Here is a 17,419-nt window from a genome sequence, read left to right as displayed (position 1 = left end):
CCTCTCGATTCACGGGATGAACAGCACCTTATTGAAGAACTCTTCTCTCTTCCAGAGGCGCTGGAAAACCTCAGGCGCCTCTTCCAAGCGAAACCGGTGACTGATAACAGGCTGGCACCTGATGAGACCTCGCGCCATGAAGTGCAAGGCAATTCGCCATTCATTTACCGGCAGAGGCGAGAAAACGGAGTTCCAGGCTCCAACGATGCGGATTTCCTTCCGGAGAATCCCGTCAAGCGTTGCGCTGGGAATGATAAGGTCATCGTAAGAAATGCCACAGAAGACCACCGTTCCTTCCTTCTTCGCCATACGAAGCCCCTGTTCCTGGGTGATTCTTGAGCCTGCTATCTCCACCACACACTCCACACCAGCGCCTCCGGTTCTTGCAAGGACGGAAGCGACGGGGTCTTCCTTTCTGGCATTGATCACATGGTCGGCCCCCAGATTTCTGGCGATTTCCAGTTTCTCGTCGAAGATGTCAACGGCAAATATTTCCTTTGCCCCCATTACCCGGGCCCACTGGACGGCAAAAAGACCGATGGGGCCGACGCCCAGAATGGCAACGGATTCCCCGGCTTTCAGGTTGCCCTGCCGCAGGGCATGGAAAGCAATGGCCACAGGGTCAGTACAGGCTCCCGACTCGAAATCAAGCCCTTCAGGGAGCTGCAGTACGTCGCATTCTTCCACGGCCACGTACTCCGCCATTGCGCCATCCACACGGGATCCATAGTAGCTGTAGTGGTCGCAGAGGTTGAATTTTCCGGTTTTGCAGTAGTCACAGTTCCCGCAGGGAATGAGAGGAGCAACAGTCACCCGATCCGCGGGCTTGCATGAGGTTACCCTGGCTCCCACCTTGACTACCTCACCTGCGAATTCGTGGCCGATGGTCATGGGGTAGGAATAGGTACCCTTTTTCATCACCCGTCCTGGGTCAGACCCGCAGACCCCAACGGCCCGGACGCGAACAAGCACCTGGTGGTCGTTGATTTCCGGTATTTCCACTTCCTCCACCCGAAGGTCTCCGGGAGCGTGCAGTCGCACTGCCTTCATCCTGGTGGCCACGTGGACACAACTCCTTTCTTTCTGGTCTTCAAGCAGGAATATGTTTTCTCTATTTCATTTTTTGATAAAAAAGTGTCACTTGGAGGTATTATACAACCCGGTCCCAATCCTTGTCAACGATGGGCTTTTCGCGTTTTCCTCCCCCTTTATTTACTGGAGATTTTGGTTACAATATTCGAAGAACAGGTGGGGACCGAACTCACTGTCTGGCTCAGGAAGCCCTGGTGCATGGATTGAGGTGATTTCAGATGAAGAAACGGGACCGGCTCAACTACATAGGAAAGCAGGTTGTACTGAACGGCATGGTGACCATCAAGGAGCTGGCGGAACAGCTCGGCGTGTCCACCATGACCATTCGACGGGACCTTCAGGATCTGGCGAAAGAGGGCGTGCTGACTCTGATTCCCGGGGGAGCGGTGTTAAAGCGGGAGCCGAGCACGATCAACGAGCAGGAGTATGCGATAACCAGAGCACAATCGCAGATGACCAAAGAGAAAATCAAAATCTGCCAGAAGGCCGCGTCGTTTGTCCAGGAAGGGGATACCATCGTTATCGATACGGGGTCAACAACGGAACACCTCCCCAAATTCATTCCCCAGGGGACGAAGCTCACGGTTATCTGTTACTGCCTTAATACCCTGCTCAGCGTTTATGCGCACAGCAAGAACGTTCAGATCATTTTCCCCGGAGGGTATTTCCACGAGAATACCCTGATGTTCGAGAGCCCCGAGGGTATTTCCCTCATCCGGAAGGTCAGGGCCAATAAGGCCTTCATATCGGCTGCCGGCGTGGAAGGGGAGCTTGGTGTGACCTGCGCGAACCTCTACGAGGTTGACACCAAGCGGGCGGTGATTGAATCATCGGATACGAGGTTCTTGCTCGTTGATTCTTCGAAGTTCGGTCGGGTCACCACGGCCTATTTCGCCGACCTCAAGGAGTTCGACGTGGTGATCACCGATTCGGGAATTCCAGAAAAATACCGGAAGCTCCTGGCCAAGCTGGGTGTGGAGTACTACATCGTTTAGCCTTGAGTTACTGCAGTAACTTTATATGTTAACTTATTGACGGAATTTTTTCTCCCGTTCCCTGTCCTTCCTCTCTGTTGGGGATTATCCTACTGAGCGATTTCGCCCGTTCAGTATTGACAAATCGGCGGTGAGGATTTATGCTTTTCTCGAAAAGTTTAAATCTTATCAAAAAATGATACAGGAGGAGCGTATGAGGCTGAAGGACAAAGTGGTCATCGTCACCGGTGGTGGTCAGGGGCTTGGTGAGGCTTTTGCCAAGGGCTGTGCTCGTGAGGGTGCAAAGGTGGTCATTGTTGACGTGAATGAGGAGACGGGGAAGAAGGTTGAGCAGGAAATCGGAGAAAACGCAGTGTTCATTCGGACCGATGTGTCCCAGCGTCCACAGGTTCAGGCCATGGTTGATGAAGTGATGAAGCGCTTTGGGAGAATCGACGTCCTCATTAACAACGCTGGAGTCCACGCCGGGGGCAAGTTCTGGGAAGAGACCGATGAGATATGGCGGCGGATGTTTGAGGTCAACGTCATGGGAGTGGTGTACTGCTCTCAGGCCGTGGTACCCATCATGATGAAGCAGGGCAAGGGGAAGATCATCAACGTCTCCTCAAAGGCCGCCATCGTGGGTGAACCGTATCACGCCGCCTATTCTGCCTCAAAAGGCGCGGTTCTCTCTCTCACGAGAGCCATGGCGGCAGAGCTGGCGCAGTACGGTATCCGGGTCAACGCCCTTTGCCCGGGAACCACGTTAACCCCCCTTGGGCAGTCTGCCCTTGCTGATCCTGAGCTGCGAAGGGCCCTTGAGAGTGGCATCCCTCTTGGGAGACTTGGCCAGCCCGAGGACCACGTTGGCTCTGTGCTCTTTCTGGCCTCTGATGAGTCTGACTGGATGACCGGTCAGATGATCGTGGTTGATGGTGGGCTGTCGATGATTTAGCCCTGAAGAAAGGAGGCGGCACCGGTGGGTGACAACAGAAACCTTGTGGTTCTCGCCGTAGTACGGGTGAAACCAGGGTATGAAGAGGTGACAAGGCAGGAACTCATAAAGCTCATTCCTCCCACCAACAGGGAGCCGGGATGTCTCCGCTACCAGATGCACATCAACGTGGGCACAGAGTACGACAACTACATGGTGGAGAACCCCAGGCTCTACATGTTCTACGAGATCTGGCGGAGCCGTGACGACTGGGACAAGCACATGGAAATGCCCTACCTCAAGGCCTGGTTTGAGAAGTCCAAGGAGGTCTGCGAGAGGATTGACCTCTCCATCTGGGAAGCCGTAGACCTTCCCACGAACCCCGTCTTCCGTGGCGGTGAGAACCCCGATCCCAAGGAGAAGTACACCCTCTTAGCCCTGGTGGACGTCAAGGAAGGGTGCGAGGACCGGGCCTGGAAAGAACTCCTCGCCCTTGTCCCCTACACCCACACTGAGCCCGGGTGCATTGAGTACACCATGCACGTGAACCTCGACATGGACACCATGGCCAGGAACTACCGCAAGATCATGTTCTACGAGAACTGGTACAACTTCAAGGTCTGGAAAGAGGACCACATGAAGGCCGAGTACCTGGTCCGGTGGTTCAACTTTGCTCCCCAGGTGACGGAGAAGATTGACCTCACTGGCTGGAAGATGATTGACTTCGAACTCACTCCCACAGGGAAGGAGAAGTGAAGGGCAGGCTCCTGGAGGAGAATTCCCTCCAGGAGCCTGTGTTTTTTGAAGAGATTTTCTGCGAGATTCTCCACGTTGTCCTTCCTGCCTTGTCTTCAAAGTTGTCATGTCGGAACGTCTTTGGTATAGACATCTTTACCAAAAGGTGGTACAGTACCTGTGTGACTTTGACAACAGGAATTGAAGGAGGGATGACATTGGTAACCCTTGGTCTTCTCACCTTCTCAGACCCTCGACCCACTGCTTACCAGGAAATGCTCCCTGTGAATCTTGAGTTTCAGAGTCGTCTCGTCAAGGCTCTGGAGCAAACCGGGCAGGTTCAGGTTCTTGTGGGGGAAAAGGTGATTCAGACTCCGCAAGAGGCGAAAGTCGAAGTCGAACGACTGGACCGGATGGGCGTTGATGGGGTCATTTTTCACTTTGCCGGGTGGAGTTTCCCCCATCTGGCTACCGTCGCGGCAAGGAACTCCCAAAGCCCTGTGCTCCTTGTGGCCAGTTTCAATCCGCGGTACCCGGGCCTTATCGGCATGATTGCCAGTGGGGCCTCTCTGGACCAGGTGGGAATCCGGCACGGTCGGATCTGGGGCGATCCGGAGGATCCGGAAATCGTCGCAGGAATCCTCCGCTTTGGACGAGCGGCCCGAGCGGTTCGCCGCCTCCGGGGACAGACCTGTGGCCTTCTTGGAGGGCGGAGCATGGGAATGTACGTGGGAACTGCAGATACAGCTCAGTGGCAATCCCTTTTTGGCGTTGACTTGGAGCACGTTGATCAGTTCGAAATCGTCCGAAGATCTCAGGAAATCCCCGAAGACCAGGTACAGAAAGCCTTAGACTGGTTCAAGGAGAAGGTGGGCCACATTCACTGGGACGGGAAATCCCTGACGGAGGAAAAGCTCAAGCTCCAGATACGTTCCTACTACGCCACGAAGGACGTCATGAAAGAGAAAGGCCTTGATTTCGTTGCTGTGAAATGTCAACCGGAACTCAGCGATGCCTTTGTTACCCAGTGTCTCTCCCAGGCTTTCCTCAACGACCCTTACGACATGGATGGACCGAAGGAACCCACGGTGTGCGCCTGCGAAGCGGATCTTGATGGGGCTTTGACCATGCAAATCCTCAAGCTCATGACTGAACAACCTGTGCTCTTTTACGACCTTCGTCATTACGATGCGAAGGACGATGTGTACGTTTTCAGTAACTGTGGTTCCATGGCGACGTTCTACGCCGCAAGGTCTTGCAATCCAGAGGAGAACCTGAAAAGGGTCTCTTTATACCCCCAGACGCCTTTCTACTACCCTGGAGGCGGTGCAGCGGTGCAGTATATGGCCGCTCCCGGGGAGGCCACGTTTGCCCGACTTGCCAGAAAAAGTGGGAAGTACTGGATGGTCATCTTTGCAGGAGAGTTTGTGGAACAACCTGTGGAAAAGCTTAAAGAAGCTTCTCCCGAATGGCCTCAGGCCTTTGTGCGCCTTCGTGTTTCTCCTCAAACTCTTATTGAGACCCTGGGCTCTAACCACCTTCATACCGTTGCAGGAAACCACGTGGATTGTCTTGTGGAGTTCTGTTCAATGGTGGGTATTGAGGCAAGGGTTTTGGGGTAAATGAGAGGGTAAAAGCTCTTGACGATGGGGGTGTTCAGGTGTTATGATGTTGCCCGAGAGTTTGTTAAAAAAGTATCATGTTTTGGTGTTACTTTCCCAAAAGGTCGGGAGGTGATGTTAGAAGAAGAGCATTCTTAGGGTTTTTCGGTGCTTTGAGAAGAATCGTCTTCAGAAACCTGACTGAACCGGTTGAAAGGAGGAAAGGGGAATGAGTCGGTGGCGGTTGTTGAGTGTGGTGTGTGTAGTGGTGCTTGCAGTTGTCGGGTGGGGAGTTGCCTTCTCCGAAGACGTGATTAAGGTCGGTGTTATGTTCAGTCTTACCGGAGTGGGTGCACCAACGGGGAAGGTACAGACTGAAGGGGCACTGCTGGCGATTGACGAAGTGAACGAAGCAGGAGGCATCAAAATAGGGGACAAGGTGTACAAAGTGGAGGCAGTTGTCCGGGATGACGAAACAAAGCCCGATGTTGCGGTTCGGAGAGTCCGGGAATTCATAGAGGAAGGCATACGGCTCATGGTCCTTGGCACCTTTGCCCATGTCACCACGGCAGTGAATGAACAGATTCTCGATGGCAGCGCCATGGTCATCGCTTCGAATTCCATCGAGGAAAAGGTTTTCCGCAAAGAGAACAAAGCTCCGTACTTCCTCACCTCCCAGGGTGCCGTTGATGCCATCGGTCGAATGACTGCCGAATACGTCATCAAAACCTTCAAGCCCAAGTACGTCATCGCCTGTCTCCCGGACTACGCCTATGGTCACGGAGTGGCCGTTGGGCTGAAGCAGGTTTATGAAAAGCACCCCGATATCAAGCTCGAATTCATCTGGACTCCTGTGGGTACACCGGATTTCACCTCCTACATCCTCAAAATCATCGAGTCGAAACCCGATGTTGTGCAGATGGGACAGTGGGGTACCGATGCCATTGAGATTTTGAAGCAATCCCATGAACTGGGGTTGAGCAAGCACACCAAGATATTCTTCAATGCCATAGTGGCGAGCCTCGCTGCCGGTATTCCTCCTGAAGCCCTCGACGGAGTCACTCTGGGGATGTGGCTCTACCACGATTTGAGCATCCTCAAGGACAAGGATCCGGCAACGTATGAAAACGCTGAGAGGATTCGTAAGGCTTGGATAGCGAAGTACAACAATATCCCCGACGTCATGGCGGCATACGCCTATATGGCGATGAAAGAACTCCTGCGAGGCATACAGCTTGCTCAGTCCACGGATCCGGCAAAGGTATACCAGGCTTTGATGGAGAATCCGGAGTTCATGGGCTTTAAAGGACCGGCCTGGTGGCGTCCGGATGGGAGACCTTTCTACAAGTACGCCTACTTCATTGGTATAGGAAAGGGAGCTGACAAGCGCGCGGATAAGTGGGACTACGCCGAAATCATCGAAGCTTTCGAAACCGAGGCACTGTGTCTGCCGCTTGAAGAGATGGGCTACAAGTGAACCCAAGGGCAACCGCTACTCTCAAAGAGTAGCGGTTGCCCCAATTTTTTCATGGGGAGGTTTCTTGAGAGTGAGTCTCCTAACAACGAGTGGATTGACCAAGAGGTTTGGAGGACTTGTTGCCGTCAACAGCGTGGATCTGCGGATCGAAGAGAACGAGACCCTGGGTGTTATAGGGCCGAACGGCTCGGGGAAAACGACGCTATTCAACCTCCTTTCCGGGTTCTTTCCGCCTACTGCGGGGCGAATTTTCTTCCAGGGTCGGGATGTGACGCATCTCTCTCCCGAAGAGAGGGTCAAGATGGGGATGGTCCGCACCTTTCAGCTTGTGTCCGTCTTTAACTCCCTCAAAGTGTGGGAGAACCTCGTTCCATGCGTTGCCTGGCATAGCGGAATGTACCAATCCCTGTGGAAGTTCATGACGACTCCCGCTGCCAGTACCTGGGCCGATTCGCTCGAAGCCCTGAAACTTGTAGGCCTTGAGAGCCAGGCCGGGTCGGTGACTGGTGAACTTTCCTATGGTGATCGGCGACTCCTTGAGATTGCCCTTGCGCTCTCTCTCAAACCGAAGCTCCTCCTCCTTGATGAGCCCTTCAGTGGCCTGAGCGATGTCGAGATTGCCAAGGTGCTTTCGCTCCTCAAATCCCTAAAGGGCAAAATCACCATCGGCATCATTGAGCACAAGATATCGACGATCGTCGACTTTGTGGACCGGCTTTGTGTGATGAACGAAGGGCGCATCATCTGTGAGGGGAATCCTTCCGAGGTTCTTACGAACCCCCTGGTCAACGAATGTTACTGGGGGAAACAGGAAACCCTCGAGCGCGCAGGGGTCTCAGGAGCGTGACGTTCTGGAGAAAGGGGTAGGGGTATGCTTCAGGTAGCAGGCATAGACGTTGCCTACGGTCATGCAAAGGTGCTCCATGATGTCTCGCTTGACCTTGAGGAAGGGAAAATGCTCTTTGTGGTGGGGAGAAATGGCGCGGGGAAAACGACGCTGCTCAGAACCATTATGGGACTCCTCCGCCCCTTAAAGGGCTCCATATACTTTGATGGCGGAGACATCACGGGCTTACCACCGGAACAGCTCTACCACCGGGGTATCCGCTACGTTACCCAGGATAAAAAGGTCTTCAGTTCCCTCACTGTTCGGGAAAACATCGAGATTGCCGCGTATTCCAGTGGTGAACCTCTTTCACAGGCACTGGATAAGGTGCTTGAGATTTACCCAAAGATGAAGGATTTTCTGAACTTGAAGGCCGGTCAGCTGAGTGGTGGGCAGCGGCAGATTCTCCTCGTTGGGCAGGCAATGATTGGCAATCCGAAGCTTCTTCTTGTTGATGAACCCACACAGGGTCTGGCTGCCATCGTCATCAACGAAATCGCAAGGATTCTGAAACACCTCAAGGGTAGACTTTCGGCGGTTGTTGTGGAGCAAAACCTTCCTCTGGTGAGCCAGCTGGCCGATCGGGTTGTGGTGCTCAAGGAAGGAAAGGTTACCCAGGTTTTGGACGACACTTCAGAAATCTGCAATACCAGCCTCCTAGAGAAGGCTCTATGAAAGGGGTTTGAAGGTCATGGGCAATGTGGTGAAGGAACGGGGCCTGGTTCTGGAGAAGACCTTCGTCGCAGTGGGGAAGCAGCTGACCCAGGCGGGGGTGGGACAAAAAGCCCTGGAGCTCATTCTCATCGGTGTCGTTTTCCTCATTCTGGTGCCGTTTCTTGGAGCACATCGGGCAACGGACTTTGCCATCTTCTGCATCATTGTGCTCTCTTTTGACCTCCTCTACGGGTATATGGGGAGGCTTTCCTTTGGGCATCTCCTCTACGTTGGGGTCGGTGCCTACACCGTGGGCCTTGCACTTCGGTACCTGACCACCAACCCTCTCCTGGCCATTGTGCTTGGGGTTGTGGCAGCGTGCCTTGCAGGGATGGCTGTTGGGGCTATTACCGTGAGGGTTGCCGGGGCCGCTTTTGCTTTGGCGAATCTGGCCTTTAACCGGGTAGGGTGGTTCCTCGTTATGTCCCCTCTCAAGGACATCACGGGGGGAGAGAATGGCCTCAGCATCCGCAATCTGAGTTTCTGGTACGTGAATTTCCGGAATCCCGCCTTTCGTTTCTGGTTCGTTCTGGCTTCTCTGCTTTTGGTCTTTCTCCTTCTTCGGATATTCACCTCTTCCTCCTATGGGGTGCTTCTGCGTTCCATCAAGGAAGACGAGAGACGTGTCAGATTTCTGGGGTACAACACCCAGTTTTACAAGTGGGTGACCTTCGTTGTGGCCGCCACCGTGGCCGGATTCGGTGGGACACTCACGGCCCTGAACTATGGCTATGTGAACCCCAATACGCTGGACGTTCACGCCAATGCTGGTATTGTTTTTGCCTGTCTTCTTGGGGGCTCAGGACGGCTCTATGGCGCCCTTCTTGGAGGCATCATTTACATGCTCATCACCAACCTCCTTCCGGTGTACTTCCAGCGCTGGGAGTTCTTCCTTGGGGTGGCGCTTCTTCTTATCGTCTTCAGGTTTCGGGGTGGCATCTGGGGTGGGCTTGAAGCCCTGTATTCAGGGCTTGCTGCTCGCGCAAAATCAGGCTCTTCGAAGGAAGGGATGTCCCGATGATCTACGCCATCATGTACGGGTTGACTGTTGGGGCGGTGTTGTACCTCATTTCCGTCGGTTTTTCCCTCACGTTTGGGACCATGAGGGTGATCAATTTCGCTCACACCATCACCTATACCCTCGGAGCGTATCTCCTGATAGCCTCAATCAGGAGTCTGGGTGTGCCGTTTTTCTGGGGCGGTGCGGTGGGAGTTGCTGTTGCTGCTTTAGCGGGATACGGTATTGAACGGTTTGTGATTCGCCGTCTCTATGGGGAATCGCTGGATTACACCTTCATCGCCACCTACGCAGTATTCCTCATCGGCGTGGACATCGTGAAATGGCTGTGGGGGGTTTTCCCGAAACCCGTCAGCGATCCCCTGGGGAAGACGGTGGACATCCTGGGTTTTGTTTTCCCCACGTACCGTATTCTGGTTGTGCTGCTGGCAATTGTGGTGTTCTTCGGGCTTGAACTCTTCATGAGGAAAACCATGGTGGGGAAGATTATCGTGGCCGCCTTAGACAACCGGGAAGGGGTGCGCTGTCTTGGGATTGGTGTGGAGAAGTACTTCTCCCTGGCTTTTGTTCTGGGCAGCGCTCTTGCGGCCCTTGGTGGAGTGCTCTACGCCCCCATTACTGCCGTGCATCCCTACATGGGCTCGCACATCCTCCTCCTCTGTTTTGCGGTGGTGCTCACTGGTGGTCTTGGGAATCTCCGGGGGACGTTTCTCGCTTCCTTTGCCCTTGGTATGCTTATCTCCATTACCGGTCGTTACTGGCCGGCGGGATCTGAGATTGTTGCCTTCATCGCCATGGCAGCCGTTCTCCTTGCACGGCCGATAGAAGCGTAGCTTGGGTTTGCGCTCCTGGGCCCTGAGAGAAAACCCACAAAGAGGGGTGATCCTTGTGCTTGTGAGAACAAGGATATATCTGGGCTTTTTCGTCCTTGCAGTCCTGGCCGGTGTGGTCGGGGTGATGGCGCTTTTTGCCTTCCAGAGGGTGCAGACGTCTTTTGGGGAGGTGGAGAAGTCTTTCCCTCTCCTTCTTGCCACGTCGCGTCTTAAGGGGATCGTCTCTCAGGAGAATGCCCTGCTTTCCTCGTATCTCCTTGAAGAGGATCCGGATCGCCTCGGGGCCATGGAAGCGGCTTTTACTGCCCTGAGTGAGCGCTCAAAAATGTACCTTGAAGCCTTCCGTCTGGGGAGTGCTTCGGAGGAATTCCTCTCCCGGTATGGGGAGCTCTGGGAAAAAGAGAACTTCTCCTATGCCCTTTCTCCTCTGCCTCAAGGAACCGTCCTTGCGGAGGAACTCGACAGACTCTGGAGCCTCCAGAACACTTATGACGAAAAGGCCCGAAACCTGCGGGATATGTGGCGGGAACGCCTGGTGAAGCTTCGTGCCCGAAATGACAAGGCAGTCGCCACGGATAAGCTTTCAACCTCGGTTTTTGACTTTGTGAAAAACGTGGGTGAAGAGCTCAAGGGATATGCTGTACCCCTTGGGGAGGTCTACCGTAACCTCTTTGAAGCCGCATTCTGCGGTGACCCCCACGGGCAAATTCGTAAAGGTGTGGGTGCTCGTCTTGAGGACCTGAAAAGAAGCATCGAGGAAGCCGAGTTCTCCGAGGAGGTAAAGAATCGTCTCCTTGCAAAACTCGGCGCTTTCCAGGAGAAATGCGAGGAATTCGTGCAGGCCCTGTTTACGCTTGAACCCGGGGAAAGAGGCGACGTATTCATGGAGTTCAACATGGCTTACCAGGAGCTCCAGAACGGTCTTGAAGAATTGCGCCTTGACAGATGGGTGGAACGGTTGAACCTCTTCGATCGTGAACGGAAGAACTTTCTCCTTCTGGGAGGAGAGGACAAGGAGAGGGCCAGAACGCTCACCGAGAGTGTGCTGGGGAGTGTCAAACGGTTCTTTGAGGGCGATTTCTTGAAACTCTACGCTTCTCAGGCTGCACAGTCTTTCCTTGAGGAGCATTTCCGCCCCCTTGAGACCTCGTGGCAGGAAGTCGTACAGATCGATGGAGAACTTTCCTCTCTTGAGGCCCAGGTTGCAACTGCTATGGAAGAGATACGGAGGGTAGAAGAGGACCTAACGCAGGCCATGGACGCGATGAATCAGGAGGTTCTTTCGCTGTTTGTACGAGGCGTGGCCGCTATGGAGCGAACGCAGAGGGTGTTTTCGCAGATTTTCCGCTTTGTCGCCGTGGCCATTGTGGTCATCGCGCTGGTGCTCAGTACCGTTCTTTCCCGGGGTATCGTGTTGCCACTTCGCCAGGGTGTTGCCTTTGCAAAAAGGCTCGAGCAGGGTGACCTGACCGGGGAGATCACGAACCTCCGGAGGGATGAGATAGGGGACCTGCTTTCTTCCCTCGGGCAGGCCTCTTCTGCTCTTCGCCGCTTTCTCCTTGAGGTTTCCTCTGTCGCCCGCGAGATGATTGCAGCAACCGAGAACCTGCATCGTGCCTCCCAGGAAATCCTCACCCTTGGAAGCCAGGTGGCTCAGGCCGTGGCTCAGGTGGCCCGTGGTTCAGAAGAGCAGAGCCAGAGTCTTGCCGGTGTTGCCCGGCGCATGGAAGAGCTCGTGGCGGAAGCGCAAGCCATCGATGGGGAAATTGCCGCCCAGGTGGAAAAGATTTCGGAGACTCTGCAGGAAGTGCGGAAGGTTGAGGAGCAGGTTGCCCTTGTGGGGGGGAACCTGGAAGAGGTCAGACGGGCTGTGGATTCCGCCTTTTCCGCTTCTGAGAGGGGACAGGCAATCCTCAAGGACGTGGTGCAGTCCATGCGGGCTATTGAGGAGTCCGTCTTTTCTGTGAGGGAAATCGCAGGCAGGCTCGGGGAGAGTTCCAGGGAAATCGGGAGCATCACGGATCTCATCACTGGCATTGCCGAGGAGACCAATCTCCTCGCCCTCAATGCGGCGATTGAGGCGGCTCGAGCAGGAGAAGCCGGACGAGGCTTTGCCGTGGTGGCCGAAGAAGTGCGCAAGCTCGCCGAAGAGTCGGCTCAGGCTGCTCAGAAAATTGCCACCCTGATTCAGGAGGTCCAGCGAGGTGTGGAGAAAGCGGTGTCCTCTGTGGAGGAGAGTCGCCGAAGGGTTGAGGAGGGCAACAGGGCTGTGGAGAGGGCGCAGCTGGCCTTCGAGGACATTTACAGAGCAAATGACATTGTGACCCATGAGACGGAGACCATTACTCAGTCCTTTGCCCTTGTGGAACACTCTTCTCGACGTATCACGGAACTGGTCCAGGAGGTCATGACCGTTTCGGAGAAGAACAAGCTCCGGACGGAGAACATCCGGAAAATGGTGGAAGAGATGTCGTTGGCGTTGAGCAATGTTGCCGCAATTTCTGAGGAAAACGCCGCTGCCTCTCAGGAAGTTGCCGCCTCTTCGGAGGAACAGCATGCGGCACTTCAGGAAATTGAGACCACCGTTGCGAACATGGCCCGTAAGGCGGAGATGCTTAAGGAGGGTCTGGGGCGGTTTACCGTTTGAGGAGGCTCACACAACATACGTCTTTATACCCAGCTCTTTCAGGAGCCTGGCGTATTTTTCGGGAATGCCGGTATCGGTGATGACGATGTCGAATTCCTTCAGGTCGGCGAAATACGCAGCAGTAACCTTTCCAAACTTCGTGGAATCGACGAGGAGGATTTTGACGTCCGATGATTCGATGATGGCTCTTTTTGTTTCCACCTCATAGAAATTGGCGCAGGTGACACCGAGCTTTTCGTCGACCCCGGCAGCCGATATGAAGGCCTTGTTGGCCCTCATCTTCCGGATGAGGGAAATACCCTCAGGGCTCTCGAACATCAGGGTGTTTTCGTGGAAGTACCCCCCGGGGAAGACGATGCGGGTGTGCCTGCTGTTCTTGTAAACGTTCAGGAAGATGTTCAGGCAGTAGCAGATGATGGTGAGGTTCAGATCCGGAGGGATAAAACCAGGAAGGTGTTCCGTTGTGGATCCGGTGTCGATAATGATGGTATCCCCGTCCTGGATGAGGAGGGCAGCTCTTTTGCAGATTTTAATCTTTTCCTTTGTCATGTGTAGCTGTGCTTTCGTGACCGTGTATTCCCTTTCCTCGAAGGGATTGGGTTCCCTTCTGAGCACAGCGCCTCCAGGGATGAGCTTCAGGATACCTTCTTCAGCGAGTCTCCGGAGGTCTCTGCGAATGGTCATACTGGAAACGCCCAGCTTTTCTGCGAGTTCTTTGATGCTCACCACGCCGTTTAAGGTCAACTGCCTTCCTATGTAGTCGAGTCGTTCTTTTCTTTTCATCACTGCTCCCGCAAAAACAAAAATAAAAGCCATCAATGTAACACTTTTGGTAAAGATTTTATCAAGTAGCCTCGCTTATGTCAACGAATCTCCGGCTAAATCTCTCTGGAAAAAAGAGGAAATCCTGCGCTTTTTGTGTTATTTAAGCAACACAAATATGCAAGAAAAATAACATTTCATTCTGCTGCCACCGGTGCTGTGTCCTCTCCGAACTGACTCAGGTAGAGGAAAGAGTAGAATCCCTTTTTCTCTAGGAGTTCCCTGTGGGTCCCTCTCTCCACAATTTCCCCATCCCGCACGACAAGGATGAGGTCGGCATTACGGATAGTGCTCAGGCGGTGGGCGATGATGAAGGTCGTCCGCCCTCGCATGAGGCGGAGCATTGCGTCCTGGATGAGGCGCTCGGTGTGGGTGTCGACGTTACTCGTGGCTTCATCAAGAACGAGGATTGCGGGGTTCGCGAGGAAGGCACGGGCGATGGCGAGGAGCTGGCGCTGTCCCTGGCTCAGGTTTTCTCCCCCGTCGGAGAGGACGGTATCGTACCCCTCGGGGAGGCTCAGGATGAAGTGCTCGGCGTTGGCAAGACGTGCTGCCTCCTCGACCTCACTGTCCTGAGCCCCCGGGCGTCCGTAGCGGATGTTCTCCCGGACGGTGGTAGCAAAGAGATACGTGTCCTGAAGGACGATGCCAAGGAGTGACCGCAGGCGTTCCCGTCGTATCCTCCGGATGTCCATGCCGTCGATGAGGATGGTACCGCTTTCCGGCTCATAGAAGCGGGCAAGGAGGCTGACGATGGTGGTCTTTCCTGCTCCGGTCGGCCCAACGAGCGCCACAACTTGTCCCGGCTCCACAGAGAAGCTCACGTTCTTGAGCACGGGAACGCCCTTCCGGTACGAGAACGTAACGTTTCGGAATTCCACGGCCCCGCGGATTTCCTGGGGTTCCAGGGCGTTCGATGCGTCGGGAGGTTCTGGAGTTTCCTCAAGGAGGGCGAAGACCCGCTCGTTGCTTGCCATGGCTGACTGGAGCGTGTTGAGTTGCATGGCGAGTTCGTTGACGGGTCGGATGAACTGCCGGGAGTAAGCGATGAAGCTCGCAATGGTTCCGATGCTCGCTGCGCCCCTGAGGACAAACCACCCTCCAAACCCCGCAAGGAACGCAAGGTTCAGATTACCGATGACGTTCATGAGCGGCCCCATGATGCCGGCGCAGATTTGCGCCCGGACCCCCACTGCGGCGAGGTTCTCGTTGACCGAAGAGAATCTGGCGAATTCCCGCTCTTCCCGCATGAAGGCTTTGAGGACCCTGAGCCCGGTGAGGTCTTCCTCGAGGATGCCGTTGAGCTGGCCCAGGATCGTCTGCTGGGCGAGAAAGGTTTCCCGTGTTTTCCTGGTCACAAAGCGTGTCGCGCAGAGGGTCAGAGGAATGGCAGAAAGCGCAACGAGAGCGAGCATCCGGTGGAGGGTGAACATGACCACCACCGTGCCCGCAAGGGTCACAAAGCTCGCAATGGTCTGGGTGGCCACCGTTGCCAGGGTGCTCCCGATGGTGTCGATGTCGTTTGTGAGACGGCTCATGATGTCACCGTGGTTGTGGGTATCGAAAAAGCGAAGAGGAAGGGCATGGAGGAAGGAGAAGGCTTCGTTGCGAAGCACAAGCGCCACGTCCTGGGAGAGAGCGACCGCCAGGCGTTCCTGGAAGAACGCAAGCAGAGACGCCCCAAGGTACAGCGCAACAAGGAACAGGGCGTACCTCAGGAGGGTAACGAGGTTCCGTGGAAGGATGGCCTCATCAATGGCTTTCCCGATGAGGTAAGGCCCAGAAAGCGTGCATATTGCCCCGGCGGCAACGCAGAGAACAATGAGGATGATCCTGAGTTTTTGGGTTCTCAGGTACTGCCAGAGCTTCCGGAGCGTTTTCCAGAAATCCTCCGGTCGCTCCAAGGGTTCGGGAACGTACCCCGGTCCTCGCCGCAGCACGGGAAAGGGTGGTTTAGACATGGGTGACCTCCTCCCTTCCTGCCTGGAGCTCGTACATTTCCCGGTAGAGTGGGGAAATTTCAAGGAGCTCCTCATGTTTTCCTGAGGCCACGAGTCGTCCTTGGTCAAGGACAAGGATGCGGTCGGCCTGAGTTACCGCTGGGATGCGCTGGGTAACGATGAATTTGGTGCACGGGAACCGCCACCGCATGAGTCCCTCGAAGATCCGTTTTTCGGTGGCTGCGTCCACGGCGCTCGTACAGTTGTCAAGGAGGAGGATTACCGGTTTTCTCAGGAGGGCCCGGGCGAGGGTCAGACGCTGTTTCTGCCCCCCTGAGAGGGTGACACCCCGCAAACCTACAGGCGTCCTGTACCCCTCGGGAAGGCTCAGGATGAAGTCGTGGATCTGGGCGATTTTGGCTACTTCGACCACTTCCTCAAACGATGCTCCCTCGTTCCCCAGGCGGATGTTGTCCTCTATGGTCCCCGAGAAGAGCAGCGGCTCCTGGAAGACTGCGCTTATGGCGCTTCGCAGGACCTTGAGGTCTTTTGTGCGGATGTCGATGCCGTCGATGAGAATCTCTCCGGAGAGGGGATCGTAAAAGCGCATGATGAGGAAAAGCAGTGTCGATTTCCCTGCACCTGTCGTGCCCACGATGGCCACGGTCTCCCCGGGATGAGCGATGAAGGAAATTCCGGAAAGCACCGGCTCGCTGTGGTACGAGAAGGAGACGTCCCGGAAGACCACTTCGCCCCGGGTGATCGGGGTGGTATCGGGTAGGAGGGGGTTGCGGATTGTGGCTTCCTGCTCGAGGATGGCAATGACCCGTTTCCCCGAAGCGCTTGCCCGGCTCACCGAGGTCAGGATGTGCCCGATCATCATGAGGGAAAAGAGGATCTGGAAAACGTAGTTGGTCAGCGCCATGATGGACCCGACCTCCATGTGACCTGCAATAACTGATTGCCCTCCGACCCAGAGGACGGCGACAATGCTCAGGTTCATGATGAGGAGGACAAGAGGCAGGAGGGTCACCATGGGGAGGAATGCCTGCACTGTGGCTTTGGTGAGGTCTCTCGAGGCCCTGAAGAAGCGCTCCTTTTCCCGTGCCTCCTGCGTGAAGGCACGAATGACCCTGATTCCTGCAAGGTTTTCCCGGATGATGGTGTTGAGCTGGTCAATCTTCTCCTGAACCCGGGCAAAGAGGGGGACGCCCTTTTTGAAGAGGATAGAGAAAACGGCGACCTCAAGGGCAATGGCGGTGAAGATGAAAGGCGCAAAGCGGGGAGCCATGACCACCGCCATTACCGTTCCCCCCAGGAAAAGGAGTGGCGCCCGAACGACGATGCGCAGGGCGGCAAGAACAGCATTCTGGAGCTGGGTCACGTCGCTCGTGAGGCGGGTGAGGAGTGTCCCGCAGGAAAAGCGGTCAAGATCAGCGCAGGAGAGAGTAAGGATCTTCCTGAAGAGGTCTCTCCGGAGGTCCCTGCCGAAGTTCTGGCTGGCGGAGCTTGCGAACACCGTACAGCCGATGCCCCCTCCCATGCCCAGAAGAGCGACGAGGACCATCAGGACACCGGTGTGGAGGACCAGCTGAGTATCCCCCCGGGCAATCCCCTGGTCCACGATCCGGGCAAGGAGGGCGGGTTGGGCAAGATCGCAGAGGACCTCAACCACCATGAGAAGAGGGGCAAGGAGTACTGCTTTCCAGTAGGGCCGAAGATAGGAGAGGAGTTTCTTCACCGGTC

14 protein-coding genes are annotated in these 17,419 nt (G+C 55.1%); 10 read left to right on the top strand and 4 right to left on the bottom strand.

Annotation, left to right across the window (positions count from 1 at the left end; all coding sequences use genetic code 11):
- Nucleotides 1–9: 9 nt before the first annotated feature.
- Nucleotides 10–1,062, bottom strand: a complete 1,053-nt coding sequence (locus ACP6EK_RS01405) for a galactitol-1-phosphate 5-dehydrogenase (protein ID WP_438316841.1) — start codon at nucleotides 1,060–1,062, stop codon at nucleotides 10–12.
- 248 nt (nucleotides 1,063–1,310) lie between these two features.
- Between ACP6EK_RS01405 and ACP6EK_RS01400 the strand changes: the two genes are divergently transcribed.
- From ACP6EK_RS01400 to ACP6EK_RS01355, 10 genes are all read left to right on the top strand, one after another.
- Nucleotides 1,311–2,087 carry a DeoR family transcriptional regulator gene (locus tag ACP6EK_RS01400; protein ID WP_051040783.1) on the top strand — a complete coding sequence of 259 codons (777 nt, stop codon included), beginning with the start codon at nucleotides 1,311–1,313 and terminating at the stop codon, nucleotides 2,085–2,087.
- 193 nt (nucleotides 2,088–2,280) lie between these two features.
- On the top strand, nucleotides 2,281–3,021 hold the full coding sequence (locus ACP6EK_RS01395; protein WP_438316837.1) for an SDR family NAD(P)-dependent oxidoreductase: 741 nt from the start codon (nucleotides 2,281–2,283) through the stop codon (nucleotides 3,019–3,021).
- Nucleotides 3,022–3,045: 24 nt separating this feature from the next.
- Entirely contained in the window at nucleotides 3,046–3,756 is a 711-nt protein-coding gene (locus ACP6EK_RS01390; protein ID WP_438316835.1) for a putative quinol monooxygenase, read from the top strand.
- 191 nt (nucleotides 3,757–3,947) lie between these two features.
- Entirely contained in the window at nucleotides 3,948–5,357 is a 1,410-nt protein-coding gene (locus tag ACP6EK_RS01385) for an L-fucose/L-arabinose isomerase family protein (protein WP_438316832.1), read from the top strand.
- A 208-nt stretch (nucleotides 5,358–5,565) separates the two neighbouring features.
- Entirely contained in the window at nucleotides 5,566–6,813 is a 1,248-nt protein-coding gene (locus ACP6EK_RS01380; RefSeq protein WP_438316830.1) for an ABC transporter substrate-binding protein, read from the top strand.
- A 70-nt stretch (nucleotides 6,814–6,883) separates the two neighbouring features.
- Nucleotides 6,884–7,660, top strand: a complete 777-nt coding sequence (locus ACP6EK_RS01375; protein WP_438318803.1) for an ABC transporter ATP-binding protein — start codon at nucleotides 6,884–6,886, stop codon at nucleotides 7,658–7,660.
- A gap of 24 nt (nucleotides 7,661–7,684) precedes the next feature.
- A complete protein-coding gene (locus tag ACP6EK_RS01370) occupies nucleotides 7,685–8,374 on the top strand; it encodes an ABC transporter ATP-binding protein (protein WP_438316828.1) in 690 nt (229 codons plus the stop codon).
- 16 nt (nucleotides 8,375–8,390) lie between these two features.
- Entirely contained in the window at nucleotides 8,391–9,434 is a 1,044-nt protein-coding gene (locus ACP6EK_RS01365; protein WP_438316825.1) for a branched-chain amino acid ABC transporter permease, read from the top strand.
- The gene (locus ACP6EK_RS01360) at nucleotides 9,431–10,264 is read left to right on the top strand and encodes a branched-chain amino acid ABC transporter permease (protein ID WP_438316822.1); all 834 of its coding nucleotides are present in this window, start codon (nucleotides 9,431–9,433) and stop codon (nucleotides 10,262–10,264) included. The genes ACP6EK_RS01365 and ACP6EK_RS01360 overlap by 4 nt, the downstream gene beginning before the upstream one ends.
- A 55-nt stretch (nucleotides 10,265–10,319) precedes the next feature.
- Entirely contained in the window at nucleotides 10,320–12,911 is a 2,592-nt protein-coding gene (locus ACP6EK_RS01355; RefSeq protein WP_438316819.1) for a HAMP domain-containing methyl-accepting chemotaxis protein, read from the top strand.
- Nucleotides 12,912–12,917: 6 nt separating this feature from the next.
- Here the strand turns inward: ACP6EK_RS01355 and ACP6EK_RS01350 are convergent, their stop codons facing one another.
- The 3 genes from ACP6EK_RS01350 to ACP6EK_RS01340 all read right to left on the bottom strand — a co-directional run bounded on the left by ACP6EK_RS01350 (nucleotide 12,918) and on the right by ACP6EK_RS01340 (nucleotide 17,414).
- The gene (locus ACP6EK_RS01350; RefSeq protein WP_026140718.1) at nucleotides 12,918–13,694 is read right to left on the bottom strand and encodes a DeoR family transcriptional regulator; all 777 of its coding nucleotides are present in this window, start codon (nucleotides 13,692–13,694) and stop codon (nucleotides 12,918–12,920) included.
- A 176-nt stretch (nucleotides 13,695–13,870) separates the two neighbouring features.
- On the bottom strand, nucleotides 13,871–15,694 hold the full coding sequence (locus ACP6EK_RS01345) for an ABC transporter ATP-binding protein (RefSeq protein ID WP_438316815.1): 1,824 nt from the start codon (nucleotides 15,692–15,694) through the stop codon (nucleotides 13,871–13,873).
- On the bottom strand, nucleotides 15,687–17,414 hold the full coding sequence (locus ACP6EK_RS01340) for an ABC transporter ATP-binding protein (protein WP_438316812.1): 1,728 nt from the start codon (nucleotides 17,412–17,414) through the stop codon (nucleotides 15,687–15,689). The genes ACP6EK_RS01345 and ACP6EK_RS01340 overlap by 8 nt, the downstream gene beginning before the upstream one ends.
- Nucleotides 17,415–17,419 lie beyond the last annotated feature (5 nt).

It is taken from the genome of Candidatus Caldatribacterium sp. SIUC1 (assembly GCF_051549785.1).
GTDB lineage: Bacteria > Atribacterota > Atribacteria > Atribacterales > Caldatribacteriaceae > Caldatribacterium.
The sequence above is the reverse complement of the archived record's forward strand: the minus strand, read 5'-3'. Positions and strand labels throughout refer to the sequence as shown.

Bases quoted from the DNA above. Each gene is read 5' to 3' on its own strand.
- ACP6EK_RS01400 (WP_051040783.1), top strand. From the start codon at position 1,311: ATGAAGAAACGGGACCGGCTCAACTACATAGGAAAGCAGGTTGTACTG.
- ACP6EK_RS01395 (WP_438316837.1), top strand. From the start codon at position 2,281: ATGAGGCTGAAGGACAAAGTGGTCATCGTCACCGGTGGTGGTCAGGGG.
- ACP6EK_RS01385 (WP_438316832.1), top strand. From the start codon at position 3,948: ATGACATTGGTAACCCTTGGTCTTCTCACCTTCTCAGACCCTCGACCC.
- ACP6EK_RS01380 (WP_438316830.1), top strand. From the start codon at position 5,566: ATGAGTCGGTGGCGGTTGTTGAGTGTGGTGTGTGTAGTGGTGCTTGCA.
- ACP6EK_RS01370 (WP_438316828.1), top strand. From the start codon at position 7,685: ATGCTTCAGGTAGCAGGCATAGACGTTGCCTACGGTCATGCAAAGGTG.
- ACP6EK_RS01365 (WP_438316825.1), top strand. From the start codon at position 8,391: ATGGGCAATGTGGTGAAGGAACGGGGCCTGGTTCTGGAGAAGACCTTC.
- ACP6EK_RS01360 (WP_438316822.1), top strand. From the start codon at position 9,431: ATGATCTACGCCATCATGTACGGGTTGACTGTTGGGGCGGTGTTGTAC.
- ACP6EK_RS01350 (WP_026140718.1), bottom strand. From the start codon at position 13,694: ATGAAAAGAAAAGAACGACTCGACTACATAGGAAGGCAGTTGACCTTA.
- ACP6EK_RS01345 (WP_438316815.1), bottom strand. From the start codon at position 15,694: ATGTCTAAACCACCCTTTCCCGTGCTGCGGCGAGGACCGGGGTACGTT.